The organism is Streptococcus sp. 27098_8_22 (genome assembly GCF_041432415.1).
Taxonomy (GTDB): Bacteria; Bacillota; Bacilli; order Lactobacillales; family Streptococcaceae; genus Streptococcus; species Streptococcus pseudopneumoniae_M.
Genome location: NZ_JAPVZP010000002.1, coordinates 82,643 through 99,915, shown reverse-complemented (window position 1 = coordinate 99,915; position 17,273 = coordinate 82,643). Strand labels below are relative to the sequence as shown.

The window sequence follows — 17,273 nt, the reverse complement described above, 5'->3', positions numbered from 1 at the left end:
TTAAACTTCGTTTTTTAATACTTCATTTAAGCGCTTTTATGCTATACTGATAATAACATGACTATTGGAGGTTCACATGAAAAAACTCCCCTTGGCCTTTTCAGGGTGCTTATTGGGATTGGCTGGAGCAGGCAATCTCATATTGGATACTGTTCCACTATTATCGCACGTCTTTAGTTTGTCAGGCTTAATTTTATGGTTTTATTTTTTATACAGTCATCTTAGTGATTGGCAAGAAAGCCAGCAAGAACTTAAGAAAGCTCCTCTATTATCGGGAATGGCGACCTTTCCCATGGCAGGGATGATTTTATCAACCTACTTACTGCGAATCTTACCTACGAGTATGAGTATCATAGCTCAAGCTCTTTGGTGGTTTGCCTTTCTACTGGATGTAGGGTTAATCATCTACTTCACTAAAAATTATGTACAGACTAAACCAAGAACGAACGCAACGCCAAGTTGGACAGTTCTCTATGTGGGGATTGCAGTAGCAAGCTTGACCTACCCAGTGGTGGGTATAGTCGAGATTGCCTATGGCGCTTGGATTTTTGGCTTTACCTTGACCCTTTACCTTTATCCTCTGATTTATCAAGATTTGAAAAGTAATCCATTGCCACGGGCTATACTGGGGCAAGAAGGAATTTATTGTGCTCCCTTTTCTCTACTGTTGGCAGCACTCGTTCGAATCGGAGGTTCAGGACTTCATGGCTGGATTTTGCTAGTCATGATCCTTGCTTCACAAACTTTCTTTTTCTTTGTCCTCAGTCGTTTGCCAAGGATTTTAAAACAGGGATTTCAACCAGCTTTTTCAGCCCTAACCTTCCCAACTATCATCACAGCAACTTCATTGAAAATGGCCCAAGGCATTCTGCAGTTTCCAGTCCTTAACCTCCTCGTTTGGCTGGAAACTATCATTTGTTTAACAATCCTTGTCTATGTATTAGTAGAATATATGAGGTATTTAAGGAACTAAAAAATCCCCTAGCACTGAGAAGTGTTAGGGGATGTTCTTTCTGTTAGGTTGATAGCTATTATAACCAACAAATCAAGCAGTTTCTTACTTCTCCTTGTGCAACGATAGAAAACTGTAGACCATAGTCCCAAAGATTGCTCCAATACTAAGACCAAAGACAAGTAAGGGGACCATTATCTCTGTTTGGATGATTTTTTCCAAGAAAATTGATAGAGGTATCTGCTGAACGAAGAGTTTATGAAAGAGTAGCAGGGCAAATAAGCCAATCTCAATACTTATAAATACCAACCAACTACGAACTTTTATTTGGTGTTTGCTGTAGGTTTTGTAGATGATTTCTGATTTGTCATCCTTTTCAAGATGAAGCTCTTGGACAGCTCTTTGAGCTTTTATACTCATGAACCAAATGAGTCTAAAATAGATGTAGGGCATAGCCATTCGAACTATCTCTATAAAGCGCCCAAACAACAGATAGAACAGGAAGAGAAGGAAGAGTAAAAGATTTGGACCATGGAACGGGCGCAAGCCTTATAGATGACCTCTTGACGGCATTCATCAAAGGGTCCTTGGATATGAAAGAAATTTCGAACTAAGCGAGTTGTTAAGTCTTCTTTTTTCATGGTAGGGACCTCTTAATAACATTGTTTTTGATTAACTTCTTTAAAGAGTTGATAGAGAGTATAGAAGTAGACTAGACTAAAAACGATACAGATGGTTAGAAATAGTAGATATCTCCAATCCATAGAATTCGTTATCAGCTGTGGGAGAGATACGAGGATAAAGCAGAGAGATGCGTTTAAGAGGCGTCTTTTTTTTGATTTGATTTTCTGAAATCTTTGTCCTTTGTTCAAGACAGGAAGGGCTAAGAGGAAGATGATCAGAAAAGGACGCGTAATTTGGCCATAAACTAGGAAAACTGTCATAAAGATACTGATCAAAATATGGCTGAGAATTAAAGTTACTAGTGATTTCATAAGCTTTCTCCTAATCGTCGTCTTGATCTTCCTTGGCTTTTTGAATCCGAAGTGTTACTACAATATGCACTGTTAATCCGAAAAAGAAAGCTGCAACGATGGTCGACAAGATACTTCTGGTATTCAGAAGAGAGGTAAGATAGCTCTTGCTATCATCCATTAGGATATCGAGAAGTGGCATTCCAAACAACATGACTATTCCATAGACCAGACCAGCTTTAAGACCAGGATTACGTAACTGTTTCTTTTCCTTCTGGCTCAACATATCAGGATCGATAGCAGTAATACCTGTTTTTTTAGTTTGACTAGTGACATAGATAGCACAAACCATGGAAATTAGAAAGATAATGATTGGATATCCAAAAGCGACTACTTTTGGATATTTATAAGCAAGGATAAAGGGAATGAAATTGCCTAAAGTCATGAGGTAAAAGAGAACCATAAAGACTTTATTCCCGATGTGGTCAGCCTCGCGTCGTTTGTGTTCATCAAGTGGCCCTGAAACGCCATAGATACGTTTGATCAGTTTTTCATTGAGGGATTCTTTTTTCATAAGCTTTCTCCTAATCTTTATCCTGCTCTTTTTTAACTCTTGCAATGCGACGGGAGATGAGGAACTGTATGCTCGCTCCGAAGAAGATAGAACCGAAAATGCTTGCTAAACCATTTCTTATAGTGAGAAGAGAATGGAAATAGTCCTGACCTTCACCAGTAAGTATATGGAGAAGAGGGGTTATAAAAAACATCCATAGCCCAAAGAATAAACCAGCTTTAAGACCAGGGTAGTGTAGTTGCTTATTTTCTTTCTCACTCAACATATCTGGTTCAATAGTTGTAATCCCTGTTTTTTGCATTTGGTAGGTGACATAGCCAGCAGCGATGAGGGCAATCACTAAAATCAGAGGAGGATAGACTAGAGCCACTAGTTGAGGATATTTATAGGCTAGAACGAGTGGAATAACATTGCCGAAAATCATCAGATAAAAGAGAATCATAAAGACTTTATTTCCAATGCGGTCAGCCTCACGTCGTTTGTATTCGTCAAGCGGATCAGAAATTCCGTAAGTGCGTTTGATCAGTTTTTCCGTGAAGGTTTCTTTTTTCATTTTTCTTCTCCTTTTTAAAAATCATCCTCCCAAAAGAGACTGTTGAGATCAGTTTGGAGGCTGCGGGCGAGATTGAGACAGAGTTCCAGGGTGGGATTGTACTTGTCGTTTTCAATCATGTTGATAGTTTGCCTCGAGACGCCGATATCCTTGGCAAGTTCGAGTTGGGACTTGCCCAGTTCCTTGCGGAATTCTTTCACACGATTCATGCTTCCTCCTTTTTAGATTGTGTCACATATATTTGACTATAGTATATTCTTTTGAAAATAAAATATCAACTATTTTTGACATATTTTTAAAAGAATGTTGATGAGAATATTGTCAAGTGAGAATCTTCTAGCGATTTTATGCTATAATGAAGAAAAGTACAGAATTATAAGAGTGAATTGGATAGACTGAAAGCTATCCACTAAAGAAAGAGCAGAAAATGAACCATAAGATTGCAATTTTATCAGACATTCATGGCAACACGACAGCCTTGGCTGGAGTGCTTGAAGACGCTAAAAATTTGGGGGCGACTGAATATTGGCTTCTGGGAGATATTTTTCTTCCTGGGCCGGGAGCAAATGACTTGGTGGCTCTTTTGAAAGACCTTCCCATTACAGCATCCGTTCGAGGAAACTGGGATGATTGTGTGTTAGAGGCTTTAGATGGGCAATATGGTTTAGAGGATCCCGAAGAAATTCAGTTTCTCAGGATGACTCAGTATCTGATGGAGCGCATAAACTCCGAGCATATTGATTGGTTGAGAAAGCTACCTATGATAGCCAAGAAAGAAGTCGAAGGCTTGCGCTTCTCACTTTCTCATAATTTGCCTGAGAAAAATTATGGTGGTGATTTGCTGGTTGAAAATAATACCGAAAAATTTGACCAGTTGCTTGATGAGACTACTGATGTAGCCGTCTATGGTCATGTTCACAAGCAGTTGCTTCGTTATGGTAGCCAAGGTCAACAAATCATCAATCCAGGTTCGATTGGTATGCCTTATTTTAACTGGAAAGGGCTGAAAAATCACCGTGCCCAGTATGCCTTACTTGAGATTGAAAATGGTGAATTGGTCAATATCCAATTTCGTAAGGTTGCCTATGACTATGAAGCAGAGTTAGAATCAGCCAAGGAAAAAGGCCTTCCTTTTATCGAAATGTACGAAGAACTACGTCGAGAAGGCAACTATCGGGGACACAATCTAGAACTCTTAGCTAGTCTAATTGAAAAGCATGGATATGTAGAGGATGTCAAGGATTATTTTGATTTTTTGTAAAAGGTGCTTTAACGAACAGATACTAAATAAACGATTGGACTAGCCAATCGTTTTTAATATATCTTATTGTAATTGAGATTGATCTGGTAGGTAAGAACCACCGAGGTAAGTCTTGCTGAGTTTTTCAAGGGTTCCATCTTGGTAGAGTTCTTTGAGAACCTTGTCAAATTGTTCTTTAAATTCTTTTTGGTCGCTTGCAAAGATAATTTAGCTGTTTGGATTATCATTGCTTTCCAAGTCAACTACATTCAAGTTTAAACAACGGTCTTGGATAATTTTTTGAAAATATTCGATAAATTTATTAAAGATTTTATAAATAGTGAACTCAATGAGCTTTTTAGCTTCAATAATTCGGTAAATGTTTGACAATGAAATTATTTTATTTTAAAATACAGGTATCATAAAACTATTTAAAGGAGATAGTCATGAAAAAACTTCTTACTGCGGGCCTTGTGCTCTTATCAGTTGCAACTTTAGCAGCTTGTGGAAATAAATCTTCTGATTCTGCAAGTAAAGCTTCAAGCTCGACTGAACAAACATCAGCTTCATCAAAAACAGATAACTCAAAGACAAACACATCTGAAGTTACTCTTCTAACAGATGAAGAAATTGACAACGCTAAAACAATTGGAGATATGAAAACTCTTTTTGGTAAGTTGATTGACGGCTATAAGAAATATGTTGAAGAAATCGGTGACAAAGTTCCTGAGGCTCAAAAAGATGCTTATAAACAACAAGTAGAGCCTGCCCTTAACTCACTAGAGACTTCAAGAAAAGCGTTTAATGATGGCTTGTCAAGCACAGGTTCTGACGATACAGAAATGCCTGCAGAAGCACGTACTGTCTTTCTCCAACAGTTGAAGACTGCACGTGATGGCATGAAACAAGCGATTGAATCTGCAAGTAAAATTGTATCAGCGCAATAATATGAGTAAAGTAGGCGACTAATCGTCTACTTTTTCTTGTGCAGAAAGTTTTTATTATGGCTTACAACTAAATCGAAAAGCTTGTAATTCCTGATTAAGAGTTGGGATAAAGATCTCTACATTATGAAAAAACTCTGCAAGCTCTTTCAAAATATGGTAAAATGGAAGCAGTAGAAATAGAAAAGGAAATCAATTATGAAATTTCTTGAGTTAAATAAAAAACGTCATGCGACTAAGCATTTTATTGATAAACCGGTTGATCCCAAGGATGTTCGAACAGCTATCGAAATCGCAACCTTGGCACCGAGTGCTCACAACAGTCAGCCTTGGAAGTTTGTTGTGGTTCGTGAGAAAAATGCTGAATTAGCAAAATTGGCTTACGGTTCAAACTTTGAGCAAGTAGCATCTGCCCCTGTAACCATTGCCTTGTTTACAGACACTGACCTAGCTAAACGAGCTCGCAAGATTGCCCGTGTTGGTGGAGCAAAGAACTTCTCAGAAGAACAACTTCAGTACTTTATGAAAAATCTTCCAGCAGAGTTTGCGCGTTACAATGAACAACAAGTCAGTGACTACTTGGCTCTTAATGCTGGGCTTGTAGCTATGAACTTGGTCCTTGCTTTGACTGACCAGGGAATTGGTTCAAACATTATCCTTGGTTTTGACAAATCAAAAGTCAATGAAGTCTTGGAAATCGAAGAACGTTTCCGTCCAGAACTTTTGATCACAGTGGGATATACAGATGAGAAGTTGGAACCAAGTTACCGCTTGCCAGTAGATGAAATTATCGAAAAAAGATAGGAAGAAAAAATGACAGTTATTGATTTTACAGCAGAAGTAGAAAAACGTAAAGAAGACCTCTTGGCTGACTTGTTTAGCCTTTTGGAAATCAACTCAGAACGTGATGACAGCAAGGCAGATGCTGAGCATCCATTTGGACCTGGGCCAGTAAAAGCCTTGGAAAAATTCCTTGAAATCGCAGACCGTGATGGCTACCCAACAAAAAATGTCGACAATTATGCAGGACATTTTGAGTTTGGTGAAGGAGAAGAAGTTCTCGGAATCTTTGCCCACATGGACGTAGTACCAGCTGGTAGCGGTTGGGACACTGCCCCTTACACTCCAACTATCAAAGATGGTCGTCTTTATGCGCGTGGTGCTTCTGACGATAAGGGACCAACTACAGCTTGTTACTATGGTTTGAAAATCATCAAAGAATTGGGACTTCCAACTTCTAAGAAAGTTCGTTTCATCGTGGGAACAGACGAAGAATCAGGTTGGGCAGATATGGACTACTACTTTGAGCATGTAGGACTTGCAAAACCAGACTTTGGTTTCTCTCCAGATGCTGAATTCCCTATCATCAATGGTGAAAAAGGAAACATCACTGAATACCTTCACTTTGCCGGTGAAAATGCAGGTGTTGCTCGTCTTCACAGCTTCACAGGTGGTTTGCGTGAAAACATGGTTCCTGAATCAGCAACAGCAGTCGTTTCAGGTGACTTAGCTGATTTGCAAGGGAAACTAGACGCTTTCGTGGCAGAGCACAAACTCAGAGGAGAAATCCAAGAAGAGAACGGTCAGTACAAGGTGACAGTAATTGGTAAATCAGCTCATGGTGCCATGCCTGCTTCAGGTGTCAATGGTGCGACTTACCTTGCCCTCTTCCTTAGCCAATTTGCTTTTGAAGGACCTGCAAAAGACTATCTTGACATTGCTGGTAAGATTCTTTTGAACGACCACGAAGGGAAGAACTTGAAAGTAGCTCATGTGGATGAAAAGATGGGTGCCCTTTCTATGAATGCGGGTGTTTTCCGCTTCGACGAATCAAGTGCTGACAATACCATTGCCCTCAACTTCCGTTATCCAAAAGGAACAAGCCCAGAGCAAATCAAGTCAGTTCTTGAAAACTTGCCAGTTGATTCTGTCAGCCTTTCTGAGCATGAACATACTCCTCATTATGTTCCAATGGAAGATCCTCTTGTGAAAACTTTGCTCGATGTTTATGAAAAACAAACAGGTCTTAAAGGTCACGAACAAGTTATCGGTGGTGGAACATTTGGTCGTCTCTTAGAGCGTGGTGTAGCCTACGGTGCTATGTTCCCAGATTCTATCGATACTATGCACCAAGCCAATGAATTTATCGCCTTGGATGATCTCTTCCGTGCAGCAGCTATCTACGCTGAAGCTATTTACGAATTGATCAAATAATGCTATAGAAGTCTGAGATTGTATGCTTAGACTTCTTTTTGGAGGAGAAAATGTCTCAAATTGAAAGAATCAAGCAAGCTATCATAGAGGATCCGCAGAATGCCAGCTATACTGAGCAAGGCATCGAGCCACTCTTTGCAGCACCAAAAACAGCTCGTATCAATATCATTGGGCAGGCGCCAGGTCTCAAAACCCAGGAAGCAGGGCTATACTGGAAGGATAAAAGTGGGGACCGCTTGCGAGAATGGTTGGGTGTGGATGAAGACACCTTTTATAACTCAGGTTACTTTGCAGTCATGCCCATGGATTTCTACTTTCCAGGTCATGGGAAATCGGGTGACCTGCCACCTCGTCCAGGTTTTGCAGAAAAATGGCATCCAAAACTCTTGAAGGAGTTACCAGATATTCAATTAACACTCTTGATTGGGCAGTATGCCCAAGCCTACTATCTACATGAGAAAGTTAGTGGTAAGGTGACAGACCGTGTGCATCGGTTCAAGGATTATTTGCCTGATTATTTCCCTCTGGTGCATCCTTCACCCCGTAATCAAATCTGGATGAAAAAAAATCCTTGGTTTGAGGCAGAAGTGGTGCCTGATTTGAAAGATAGAATACAAAAAATTCTCGGAGAAGAAAAATGAACGAAATTACTTTTAACAATTTTTACCAGCTTTATCAGAAAGAGGCGCTTTCTGTATTGGATGTGAGAGAAGTAGAGGAATTTGAGACTCTTCATTTAGAAGGCGCTCGTAATTTACCTCTCAGCCAATTAGCTGATACTTATAAACAACTAGATAAGGATAATCTTTACTACGTGATTTGTAAATCTGGAATGCGTTCAGCACGCGCCTGCCAATTTTTAGCAGAACAAGGCTATGAGGTTGTCAATGTCCAAGGTGGCATGGATGCCTTTGAATAAGAAAAATTTCCTTCGAAACCTTTAAAAAATGGGAAGGCTTCGAAGGATTTTTTTGCATTAAAATTCGGAAAATTGAAAACATTTCAGAATGATTTCCTGACAGCCTTTTCTAGCCTTTAATCATGTTATACTAAGAAAGTATTTTATTTTTAATAAGGAGAGTTTATGGCTAAAAAAGGTGCTTTAACGGGATTACTCCTGTTTGGAATATTTTTTGGAGCAGGTAACTTGATTTTCCCTCCAACTCTAGGCGTACAGTCTGGAGAAAACTTCCTCCCTGCCATTGCAGGATTTGTATTTTCAGGTGTTGGGATTGCTGTCTTAACTTTAATCATTGGAACCCTCAATCCGAAGGGTTATATCTATGAGATTTCTAAGAAAATTTCTCCATGGTTTGCGACGATTTATCTTGCAGTTTTGTACTTGTCGATTGGCCCATTCTTTGCCATCCCTCGTACAGCAACGACATCGTTTGAGGTAGGTATTAGTCCACTCTTGGATCAAGCAGATAAAGGTTTAGGTTTGATTGTCTTCACCATTCTCTACTTTGTAGCTGCCTACCTAATCTCGCTGAATCCTTCAAAAATCTTGGATCGGATTGGTCGTGTTTTGACACCAGTTTTTGCCATCTTAATTGTTATTCTGGTTATCCTTGGAGCTTTCAAGTATGGTGGGAACGCACCACAAGCGGCTTCAGGAGCTTATCAAGCTTCCGCCTTTGGAGCTGGTTTCTTAGAAGGATACAATACACTTGACGCGCTTGCTTCGGTTGCCTTTAGTGTTATTGCAGTACAAACCTTGAAACAACTTGGTTTTTCAAACAAGAAAGAGTACATTTCAACCATCTGGGTAGTTGGAATTGTTGTAGCACTCGGATTTAGTGCTCTCTATATTGGATTAGGTTTCTTGGGCAATCATTTCCTAGTAACAGAAGAAGCAATGAAGAGCGGAACTCCTGGAGTTTATATCTTGTCTCAAGCGACTCAAGAAATCTTTGGTTCTACTGCTCAGCTTTTCCTTGCGGCTATGGTAACCGTTACTTGCTTTACAACGACTGTAGGCTTGATTGTATCAACTGCTGAGTTCTTTAACGGACGTTTCCCACAAATCAGCTACAAGGTTTATGCGACTGTCTTTACCTTGATTGGTTTTGCCATTGCAAATCTTGGTTTGAGTGCTATTATTAAGTACTCTGTACCAGTTCTCGTTATTTTGTACCCAATTACGATTGCCATTGTCATGATTGTGATTGTGAACAAGTTTGTTGCTCTTTCTAAACCAGGAATGCAATTAACTGTTGGTATTGTCACAGCCATTGCTATTGCAAGTGTTTTAGGATCTACTTTTAAAGTTGAGGTCCTTGCAAATATCGTGAACGCTCTACCATTTGCGGAGGCTTCTCTGCCATGGTTGGTACCAGCTATTATCGGAATTCTACTTTCTCTTGTTCTTCCAAATAAACAAGAAAGTGAAGCTTTTGAAATGGAATAGAAAAAAACTTGGCATCGGCCAAGTTTTTTCTATTTAGTCTTAGTTGCTTAGTTTTTTTCTGTATAACCAAGGTCTGTTAACATTTTTTTAGAGGCTTTAAAACTTACGTTTTTTCCAACGCCTGAGTATTCTTCTGGTAAAGCTTTTCTAAGTTCGTCAATGCTTGCAACTGAAAGATCGATTTCAAGATCTTGAACGACTTTACCATCTTTAACTTCGATTGAGAAAGTTACCCCTTTAAGTCCCTTATAGCCTTTGTAGGTTTCTTCAAGAACACTTTTTACAGCATCTGCAGTATTATTGAGGACTTCAGGATCAGCGACATTATGAGCAGTTTGTTTGACAACATTATCACCGTCAACTGTATATGTTAAGGTTGACACGACACCAGGCTGAGAATCGTTCACAAAGGTAGCAGTTTTTAATTCTGATTTCTTTTCAGTAGTGCTAGATTCAGAAGTTTTTACCTCAGTTGTTTCTGGTGTAGAAGAGCTAGAAGAAGTAGTTGAAGATTGTTTTGAACATCCCAACAAGAATACCAAAGGCAAGGCTAAGAAAAGTGCCGTTTTGAAATATTTGTTCATTTTGTATTCCTTTCATCATAAAACTTTACTTAATTTTACCATAGATTAATTTTAAAATCAAAGTATTTAAGTTTTTCTTTTTTGCACATACTAAGATGGGAAAAGTGATATAATGGTAACGAGAGGTGAAAAAATGAATCAAACTGTAGAATATATCAAAGAACTAACTGCTATTGCATCGCCAACAGGTTTTACGCGTGAAATTACGAATTATCTAGTTGAGACGCTTGAAAAACTAGGCTATCAACCAGTCCGCACGGCTAAGGGTGGAGTGAACGTTACCATTAAAGGGAAAAATGACGAGCAACAACGCTATGTGACTGCTCATGTGGATACTCTGGGAGCTATCGTCCGTGCTGTTAAACCAGACGGTCGTCTCAAGATGGACCGTATCGGTGGCTATCCTTGGAACATGATTGAAGGCGAAAACTGTACAGTCCATGTGGCTAGCACAGGAAAAACCGTTTCAGGTACGATTTTGATCCACCAAACTTCTTGTCACGTTTACAAAGATGCTGGAACTGCGGAACGTACACAGGACAATATGGAAGTTCGTTTGGATGAAAAAGTGACCAACGAAAAAGAAACACGCGCACTCGGTATCGAAGTTGGAGACTTTATCAGTTTTGACCCACGAACTGTCGTGACTGAGACAGGCTTTATCAAGTCTCGTCATTTGGATGACAAGGTCAGCGCAGCTATTCTCCTTAATCTCCTCAAAGTCTACAAAGAAGAAGGGATTGAACTTCCTGTCACTACGCATTTTGCCTTTTCAGTTTTTGAAGAAGTGGGACATGGTGCTAACTCAAGTATCCCTAGTCAAGTTGTTGAGTACCTAGCAGTAGACATGGGAGCAATGGGAGATGATCAGCAGACAGACGAGTACACAGTCTCTATCTGTGTCAAGGATGCTTCAGGTCCTTATCACTATGAATTCCGTCAACATTTGGTTGCTTTAGCAAAAGAGCAAGACATTCCATTTAAACTAGATATCTATCCATTTTACGGTTCGGATGCTTCTGCGGCCATGTCAGCTGGAGCAGAAGTCAAGCACGCTCTTCTAGGAGCGGGTATTGAGTCTAGTCACTCATACGAGCGTACCCATGTTGATTCTGTCGTAGCAACTGAACGTATGGTCGATGCCTATCTCAAGAGTGAGTTGGTGGACTAGGATGTGCCTCATTTGTCAACGAATTGAACTCATCAAGTCTGGTGACAATCCCTACTTTGTCAAGGAATTAGAAACAGGCTATGTTGTCATCGGAGACCACCAGTATTTTGAAGGTTACACTCTATTCTTAGCCAAGGAACATGTCACAGAACTACACCAACTAGATCCAAGCGTAAAACTTCGCTTTCTAGAGGAAATGAGTCTGGTTCAGGAAGCTGTTTCTAAGGCTTTTTCTGCCGAAAAGATGAATGTAGAGTTGTTAGGAAATGGAGATGCACATGCCCACTGGCATATTTTTCCAAGACGAGAGGGTGATATGAAGGGACACGGTCTTAATGGTCGTGGTCCAGTTTGGTGGGTTCCATGGGAAGAAATGATTGCTGAAGAATATCAAGTTAAGGGAAGTAAATTAGAAGACTTGATTGCAAGATTATCTGAGACTTTAAACCAGATGATTAAATGAAAGGATAACAGATGAAAAAAAGATACCTTATCTTATCAGGATTATTAGCCTTGACATTGGCGGCATGTTCGCAAGAAAAAACAGCAACTACAGAGGCCAAGTCTTCTACAGAACAAAAGACTGTACAAGAAGGAACCGCGGGAAGTAAGTCTCAAGAAGCTAGTCAAAAGAAAGCAGAAGTGGTCAACAAAGGAGATCACTACAGCATTCAAGGAAAGTATGATGAGATTGTTGTCGCTAATAAGCATTATCCTATGTCAAAAGATTACAATCCTGGAGAAAATCCTACCGCAAAGGCAGAACTGTTAAAACTCATTGCAGCTATGCAGCAAGCAGGTTTCCCAATTAGTGATCACTATAGTGGCTTTAGAAGTTATGAAACTCAAACTCAGCTTTATCAAAACTATGTAAATAAAGATGGAAAGGCTGAAGCTGACCGCTATTCGGCAAGACCTGGTTATAGTGAACACCAAACTGGTCTGGCTTTTGACCTGATCGAAACAAATGGAGACCTAGTCACTGAAGAAAAGGCAGCCCAATGGCTTTTGGACCATGCAGCAGACTATGGCTTTGTCGTTCGTTATCTAAAAGGTAAGGAAAAGGAAACGGGTTATATGGCTGAGGAATGGCACCTTCGCTATGTTGGCAAAGAAGCCAAAGAAATCGCAGCTAGTGGTCTCAGTTTAGAAGAGTACTATGGCTTTGAAGGTGGAGACTATGTTGATTAGTCGCAAAACATCTTGCAAGATTACTTAAATTTTGATAAAATGAATAATAATTAAATAGGAATCTGCAAGACTAGTATCTCAGGGGAAGTATATCAGGGAGGAGAGCCGTGACTGAAAGCTCTCTATATGAAAGCTGGGTGAATTCACTTGCCTATAGATTCAGAAATAAAGGTCTGACTTGTCAGATAAAAACGGATGGTACCGCGTGTCAACGCTCCGAGTGGAGTTTTTGGCATGTGGTTTTCTTTTTATCTTACGAGAGACTGATGGAGGAATTATGTCAACTATTGAAGAACAATTAAAAGCGCTTCGTGAAGAAACGCTAGCTAGCTTAAAGCAGATTTCTGCTGAAAATGAAAAAGAGATGCAAGATTTGCGTGTCTCTGTCCTTGGTAAAAAAGGTTCATTGACTGAAATCCTTAAAGGGATGAAAGACGTTTCTGCAGAAATGCGTCCTGTTATCGGGAAACACGTCAATGAAGCTCGCGATGTCTTAACTGCTGCCTTTGAAGAAATAGCTAAGCTCTTGGAAGAAAAGAAAGTGGAAGCGCAACTAGCTAGTGAGAGCATTGATGTTACACTTCCAGGTCGCCCAGTTGCGACAGGTCACCGTCACGTTCTGACTCAAACTAGTGAAGAAATCGAAGATATCTTCATCGGGATGGGTTACCAAGTCGTGGATGGATTTGAAGTTGAAAAAGACTACTACAACTTTGAACGTATGAATCTTCCAAAAGACCACCCTGCCCGTGATATGCAGGACACTTTCTATATCACAGAAGAAATCTTGCTCCGTACTCACACGTCTCCAGTTCAGGCGCGTGCGATGGATGCCCATGATTTTTCTAAAGGTCCTTTGAAGATGATCTCACCAGGACGTGTATTCCGTCGTGATACAGACGATGCAACCCACAGTCACCAATTCCACCAAATTGAAGGTTTGGTTGTTGGGAAGAACATCTCTATGGCGGATCTTCAAGGAACCCTCCAGTTGATTGTACAAAAAATGTTTGGTGAAGAGCGTCAAATTCGTTTACGCCCATCTTATTTCCCATTCACTGAGCCATCTGTTGAGGTGGATGTTTCATGCTTCAAGTGTGGAGGAGCCGGCTGTAACGTATGTAAGAAAACTGGTTGGATCGAGATTATGGGTGCCGGTATGGTTCACCCACGTGTCCTTGAGATGAGTGGTATCGATGCGACTGTTTACTCTGGATTTGCCTTTGGTCTTGGACAAGAGCGTGTAGCTATGCTTCGCTACGGAATCAACGATATCCGTGGATTCTACCAAGGGGATGTCCGCTTCTCAGAACAGTTTAAATAATGATTAGAAAAGTGGAAATAGCAGATGTTGAGGTGTTGGCAAAAATTGCCAAACAAACCTTTCGTGAAACATTTGCTCATGATAATACGGAAGAGCAGTTACAGGAATACTTTGAAGAGGCTTATAATCTGAGAGTTTTGTCAACTGAGTTGGAAAATCCTGAATCCGAAACCTATTTCATTATGCATGAAGAGGAGATAGCTGGTTTTCTCAAAGTCAACTGGGGAAATGCTCAAACTGAGAGAGAATTAGAGAACGCTTTTGAAATTCAACGCCTCTATGTGCTGCAAACATACCAAGGATTTGGACTTGGTAAGCAACTATTTGAATTCGCTTTGGAACTTGCCGAAAAAAATGGTTTTTCCTGGGCTTGGCTAGGTGTTTGGGAGCATAATACAAAAGCTCAAGCATTTTATAATCGATATGGTTTTGAAAAATTTAGCCAACATCGTTTTATGGTTGGGCAGAAGGTAGATACGGATTGGTTACTGAAAAAGAAATTAAGGTAAGAAGATGATTCTTCTTATGAAATGATAGGAAAGGAAAAAAACTAGAGTGGCAACTGTCATTCTGGGAAACTAAATTATGTTAGTATCATACAAATGGTTAAAAGAATTGGTGGACATTGATGTGTCCTCACAAGAGTTGGCTGAAAAAATGTCAACTACAGGGATCGAAGTAGAAGGTGTGGAATCACCAGCTGCTGGTCTCTCAAAAATTGTCGTCGGAGAAGTCTTGTCTTGCGAAGATGTGCCAGAAACACACTTGCATGTCTGCCAAGTCAATGTGGGTGAAGAAGAAGCCCGTCAAATCGTCTGTGGAGCACCAAATGTGCGTGCAGGCATCAAAGTTATGGTGGCTCTTCCAGGTGCTCGCATTGCTGATAACTACAAGATTAAAAAAGGGAAAATCCGTGGTTTAGAATCTCTCGGAATGATCTGTTCACTTGGTGAATTAGGGATTTCTGACTCAGTTGTACCAAAGGAATTTGCAGATGGAATCCAAATCTTGCCTGAAACTGCTGTTCCAGGTGAGGAAGTCTTCTCCTATCTAGACTTGGATGATGAAATCATCGAACTTTCTATCACGCCAAACCGTGCAGATGCTCTTTCTATGCGTGGGGTAGCGCACGAAGTAGCCGCTATCTATGACAAGGCAATCAACTTCAAAGAATTTACTTTAACAGAAACAGACCAAGCTGCAGCAGATGCTCTTTCTGTCAGCATTGACACAGACAAGGCCCCTTACTATGCCGCTCGTATCCTGGACAATGTGACCATCGCACCAAGTCCACAATGGTTGCAAAATCTCCTTATGAATGAAGGCATCCGTCCCATCAATAACGTGGTGGACGTGACCAACTATATCCTTCTTTACTTTGGTCAACCAATGCATGCCTTTGACTTGGATACCTTTGATGGAACTGATATCCATGTACGTGAAGCACGTGCTGGTGAGAAATTAGTGACCTTGGATGGGGAAGAGCGTGACTTGGAAACAACTGACTTAGTGATCACTGTTGCTGATAAACCAGTAGCCCTTGCAGGTGTCATGGGTGGTCAGGCTACAGAAATCTCTGAAAAGTCTAGTCGTGTGGTTCTTGAAGCTGCTGTTTTCAATGGCAAATCTATCCGCAAGACAAGTGGTCGCCTCAACCTTCGTTCTGAATCATCTTCTCGCTTTGAAAAAGGCATCAATGTGGCAACTGTTAACGAAGCTCTTGATGCGGCAGCTAGCATGATTGCAGAGCTTGCAGGTGCAACCGTGCGGAAGGGCATCGTTTCAGCAGGGCAGCTTGATACTTCAGATGTAGAAGTTTCTTCTACTCTTTCAGACGTTAACCGTGTCCTTGGTACTGAGCTTTCCTACGCGGATGTAGAGGATGTCTTCCGTCGTCTTGGATTTGGCCTTTCTGGAAATGCAGATAGCTTTGCAGTTAGCGTCCCCCGTCGTCGTTGGGATATCACTATCGAAGCAGACCTCTTTGAAGAAATCGCTCGTATCTATGGTTATGACCGCTTGCCAACTAGTCTTCCAAAAGATGATGGAACAGCTGGTGAATTGACTGCGACACAAAAATTGCGCCGTCAAGTTCGTACCATTGCAGAAGGAGCAGGCTTAACTGAAATCATCACCTATGCTCTAACAACTCCTGAAAAAGCAGTCGAGTTTACGATTCAGCCAAGTCATTTGACAGAATTGATGTGGCCAATGACTGTGGACCGTTCTGTTCTCCGTCAAAATATGGTTTCAGGCATTTTGGATACAGTTGCCTACAACGTAGCGCGTAAGAACAAAGACTTGGCTCTTTATGAGATTGGAAAAGTCTTTGAACAAACAGGTAATCCAAAAGAAGACTTGCCAAACGAAATCAACAGCTTTGCTTTTGCATTGACTGGTTTAGTCGCTGAAAAAGACTTCCAGACTCCAGCTGTTCCAGTTGACTTCTTCTATGCTAAGGGAATTTTAGAAGCCCTCTTTGCTCGCTTGGGTCTTGAAGTGACCTATACAGCAACGCAAGAGATCAAGAGTCTTCACCCAGGACGTACAGCCTTGATCTCACTTGGTGATCAAGTTCTTGGATTCCTCGGTCAAGTGCACCCTGTGACGGCTAAGGCTTACGATATTCCAGAGACTTATGTAGCTGAGCTTAACCTTTCAGCTATTGAGGCAGCCCTTCAACCAGCAGCAGCCTTTGTGGAAATTACTAAATTCCCAGCAGTCAGCCGTGATATCGCCCTTCTCCTCAAAACAGAAGTGACTCACCAAGAGGTGGTTGATGCCATTCAAGCTGCAGGCGTGAAACGTTTGACAGACATCAAACTCTTTGACGTCTTCTCCGGTGAAAAACTGGGTATCGGAATGAAGTCCATGGCCTACAGCTTGACCTTCCAAAATCCAGAAGATAGCTTGACAGACGAAGAAGTCGCACGCTACATGGAAAAAATTCAAGCTTCTCTCGAAGAAAAAGTGAATGCAGAAGTGCGTTAACAGTCTAACATCCATCCCTAGGGATGGATTTTTTTGTCTTTGTAAATGCCGAATATTGGAAAAAAAATGAAGTTGTATTTTATTCGTTTTGATATAAAAAATACCTAGTAAATTCTACTAATAAAAATGTACATAAATCCTTGTAATAACT

At 40.6% G+C, this 17,273-nt stretch carries 19 protein-coding genes and 2 pseudogenes; 14 read left to right on the top strand and 7 right to left on the bottom strand.

What is annotated here, in order from left to right; translation table 11 throughout:
• The first annotated feature begins 76 nt into the window (after positions 1-76).
• Entirely contained in the window at positions 77-973 is an 897-nt protein-coding gene (locus O3633_RS04105; protein WP_371620476.1) for a TDT family transporter, read from the top strand.
• Between the two features lie 84 nt (positions 974-1,057).
• Here the strand turns inward: O3633_RS04105 and O3633_RS04100 are convergent.
• The 5 genes and pseudogenes from O3633_RS04100 to O3633_RS04080 form a co-directional block, all read right to left on the bottom strand.
• A pseudogene (locus tag O3633_RS04100) lies at positions 1,058-1,593 on the bottom strand (DUF3278 domain-containing protein).
• Positions 1,594-1,605: 12 nt separating this feature from the next.
• Positions 1,606-1,947 carry a hypothetical protein gene (locus O3633_RS04095; RefSeq protein ID WP_371620475.1) on the bottom strand — a complete coding sequence of 114 codons (342 nt, stop codon included), beginning with the start codon at positions 1,945-1,947 and terminating at the stop codon, positions 1,606-1,608.
• A 10-nt stretch (positions 1,948-1,957) separates the two neighbouring features.
• On the bottom strand, positions 1,958-2,500 hold the full coding sequence (locus O3633_RS04090; protein WP_371620474.1) for a DUF3278 domain-containing protein: 543 nt from the start codon (positions 2,498-2,500) through the stop codon (positions 1,958-1,960).
• A gap of 10 nt (positions 2,501-2,510) precedes the next feature.
• Positions 2,511-3,053 (bottom strand): DUF3278 domain-containing protein, encoded by a 543-nt coding sequence (locus tag O3633_RS04085; RefSeq protein ID WP_371620473.1) that lies wholly within the window; start codon positions 3,051-3,053, stop codon positions 2,511-2,513.
• A gap of 14 nt (positions 3,054-3,067) precedes the next feature.
• The gene (locus tag O3633_RS04080) at positions 3,068-3,262 is read right to left on the bottom strand and encodes a helix-turn-helix transcriptional regulator (RefSeq protein ID WP_006152985.1); all 195 of its coding nucleotides are present in this window, start codon (positions 3,260-3,262) and stop codon (positions 3,068-3,070) included.
• Positions 3,263-3,480: 218 nt separating this feature from the next.
• Here O3633_RS04080 and O3633_RS04075 point away from each other — a divergent pair, with 218 nt between their 5' ends.
• Positions 3,481-4,314, top strand: coding sequence for a metallophosphoesterase family protein (locus O3633_RS04075; protein WP_371620472.1), 834 nt, complete (start codon positions 3,481-3,483; stop codon positions 4,312-4,314).
• 63 nt (positions 4,315-4,377) lie between these two features.
• Here O3633_RS04075 and O3633_RS04070 read toward each other — a convergent pair.
• Positions 4,378-4,596, bottom strand: a pseudogene (locus tag O3633_RS04070) (amino acid ABC transporter substrate-binding protein); the annotation flags it as partial.
• A 143-nt stretch (positions 4,597-4,739) separates the two neighbouring features.
• Between O3633_RS04070 and O3633_RS04065 the strand changes: the two are divergent.
• The 6 genes from O3633_RS04065 (at position 4,740) to brnQ (ending at position 9,861) form a co-directional block, all read left to right on the top strand.
• Entirely contained in the window at positions 4,740-5,240 is a 501-nt protein-coding gene (locus O3633_RS04065) for a hypothetical protein (RefSeq protein ID WP_371620471.1), read from the top strand.
• A 195-nt stretch (positions 5,241-5,435) separates the two neighbouring features.
• Positions 5,436-6,041, top strand: coding sequence for a nitroreductase family protein (locus tag O3633_RS04060; RefSeq protein WP_371620470.1), 606 nt, complete (start codon positions 5,436-5,438; stop codon positions 6,039-6,041).
• Positions 6,042-6,050: 9 nt separating this feature from the next.
• Complete coding sequence (gene pepV / locus O3633_RS04055) at positions 6,051-7,451, top strand: dipeptidase PepV (protein WP_371620469.1); 1,401 nt, start codon at positions 6,051-6,053, stop codon at positions 7,449-7,451.
• A gap of 50 nt (positions 7,452-7,501) precedes the next feature.
• Complete coding sequence (locus tag O3633_RS04050; protein WP_371620468.1) at positions 7,502-8,092, top strand: uracil-DNA glycosylase family protein; 591 nt, start codon at positions 7,502-7,504, stop codon at positions 8,090-8,092.
• Positions 8,089-8,370: a rhodanese-like domain-containing protein gene (locus O3633_RS04045; RefSeq protein WP_371620467.1), complete on the top strand. Its 282-nt coding sequence runs from the start codon at positions 8,089-8,091 to the stop codon at positions 8,368-8,370. The genes O3633_RS04050 and O3633_RS04045 overlap by 4 nt, the downstream gene beginning before the upstream one ends.
• A gap of 165 nt (positions 8,371-8,535) precedes the next feature.
• Entirely contained in the window at positions 8,536-9,861 is a 1,326-nt protein-coding gene (brnQ, locus tag O3633_RS04040) for a branched-chain amino acid transport system II carrier protein (RefSeq protein ID WP_371620466.1), read from the top strand.
• 47 nt (positions 9,862-9,908) lie between these two features.
• On the opposite strand, the gene O3633_RS04035 is transcribed toward brnQ, so the two are convergent.
• On the bottom strand, positions 9,909-10,445 hold the full coding sequence (locus O3633_RS04035) for a DUF1307 domain-containing protein (protein ID WP_371620465.1): 537 nt from the start codon (positions 10,443-10,445) through the stop codon (positions 9,909-9,911).
• 133 nt (positions 10,446-10,578) lie between these two features.
• Here O3633_RS04035 and O3633_RS04030 point away from each other — a divergent pair, with 133 nt between their 5' ends.
• From O3633_RS04030 to pheT, 6 genes are all read left to right on the top strand, one after another.
• Entirely contained in the window at positions 10,579-11,616 is a 1,038-nt protein-coding gene (locus O3633_RS04030) for a M42 family metallopeptidase (RefSeq protein ID WP_371620464.1), read from the top strand.
• Between the two features lies 1 nt (position 11,617).
• Positions 11,618-12,079, top strand: a complete 462-nt coding sequence (locus O3633_RS04025) for an HIT family protein (protein WP_371620463.1) — start codon at positions 11,618-11,620, stop codon at positions 12,077-12,079.
• An 11-nt stretch (positions 12,080-12,090) separates the two neighbouring features.
• A complete protein-coding gene (gene ldcB, locus O3633_RS04020) occupies positions 12,091-12,807 on the top strand; it encodes an LD-carboxypeptidase LdcB/DacB (protein WP_320693166.1) in 717 nt (238 codons plus the stop codon).
• A gap of 277 nt (positions 12,808-13,084) precedes the next feature.
• The gene (gene pheS / locus O3633_RS04015; RefSeq protein WP_371620462.1) at positions 13,085-14,131 is read left to right on the top strand and encodes a phenylalanine--tRNA ligase subunit alpha; all 1,047 of its coding nucleotides are present in this window, start codon (positions 13,085-13,087) and stop codon (positions 14,129-14,131) included.
• A complete protein-coding gene (locus tag O3633_RS04010) occupies positions 14,131-14,640 on the top strand; it encodes a GNAT family N-acetyltransferase (RefSeq protein ID WP_371620461.1) in 510 nt (169 codons plus the stop codon). Before pheS ends, O3633_RS04010 begins: the two co-directional genes overlap by 1 nt.
• 76 nt (positions 14,641-14,716) lie before the next feature.
• Positions 14,717-17,122 carry a phenylalanine--tRNA ligase subunit beta gene (gene pheT, locus O3633_RS04005; RefSeq protein WP_371620460.1) on the top strand — a complete coding sequence of 802 codons (2,406 nt, stop codon included), beginning with the start codon at positions 14,717-14,719 and terminating at the stop codon, positions 17,120-17,122.
• Positions 17,123-17,273: the final 151 nt, after the last annotated feature.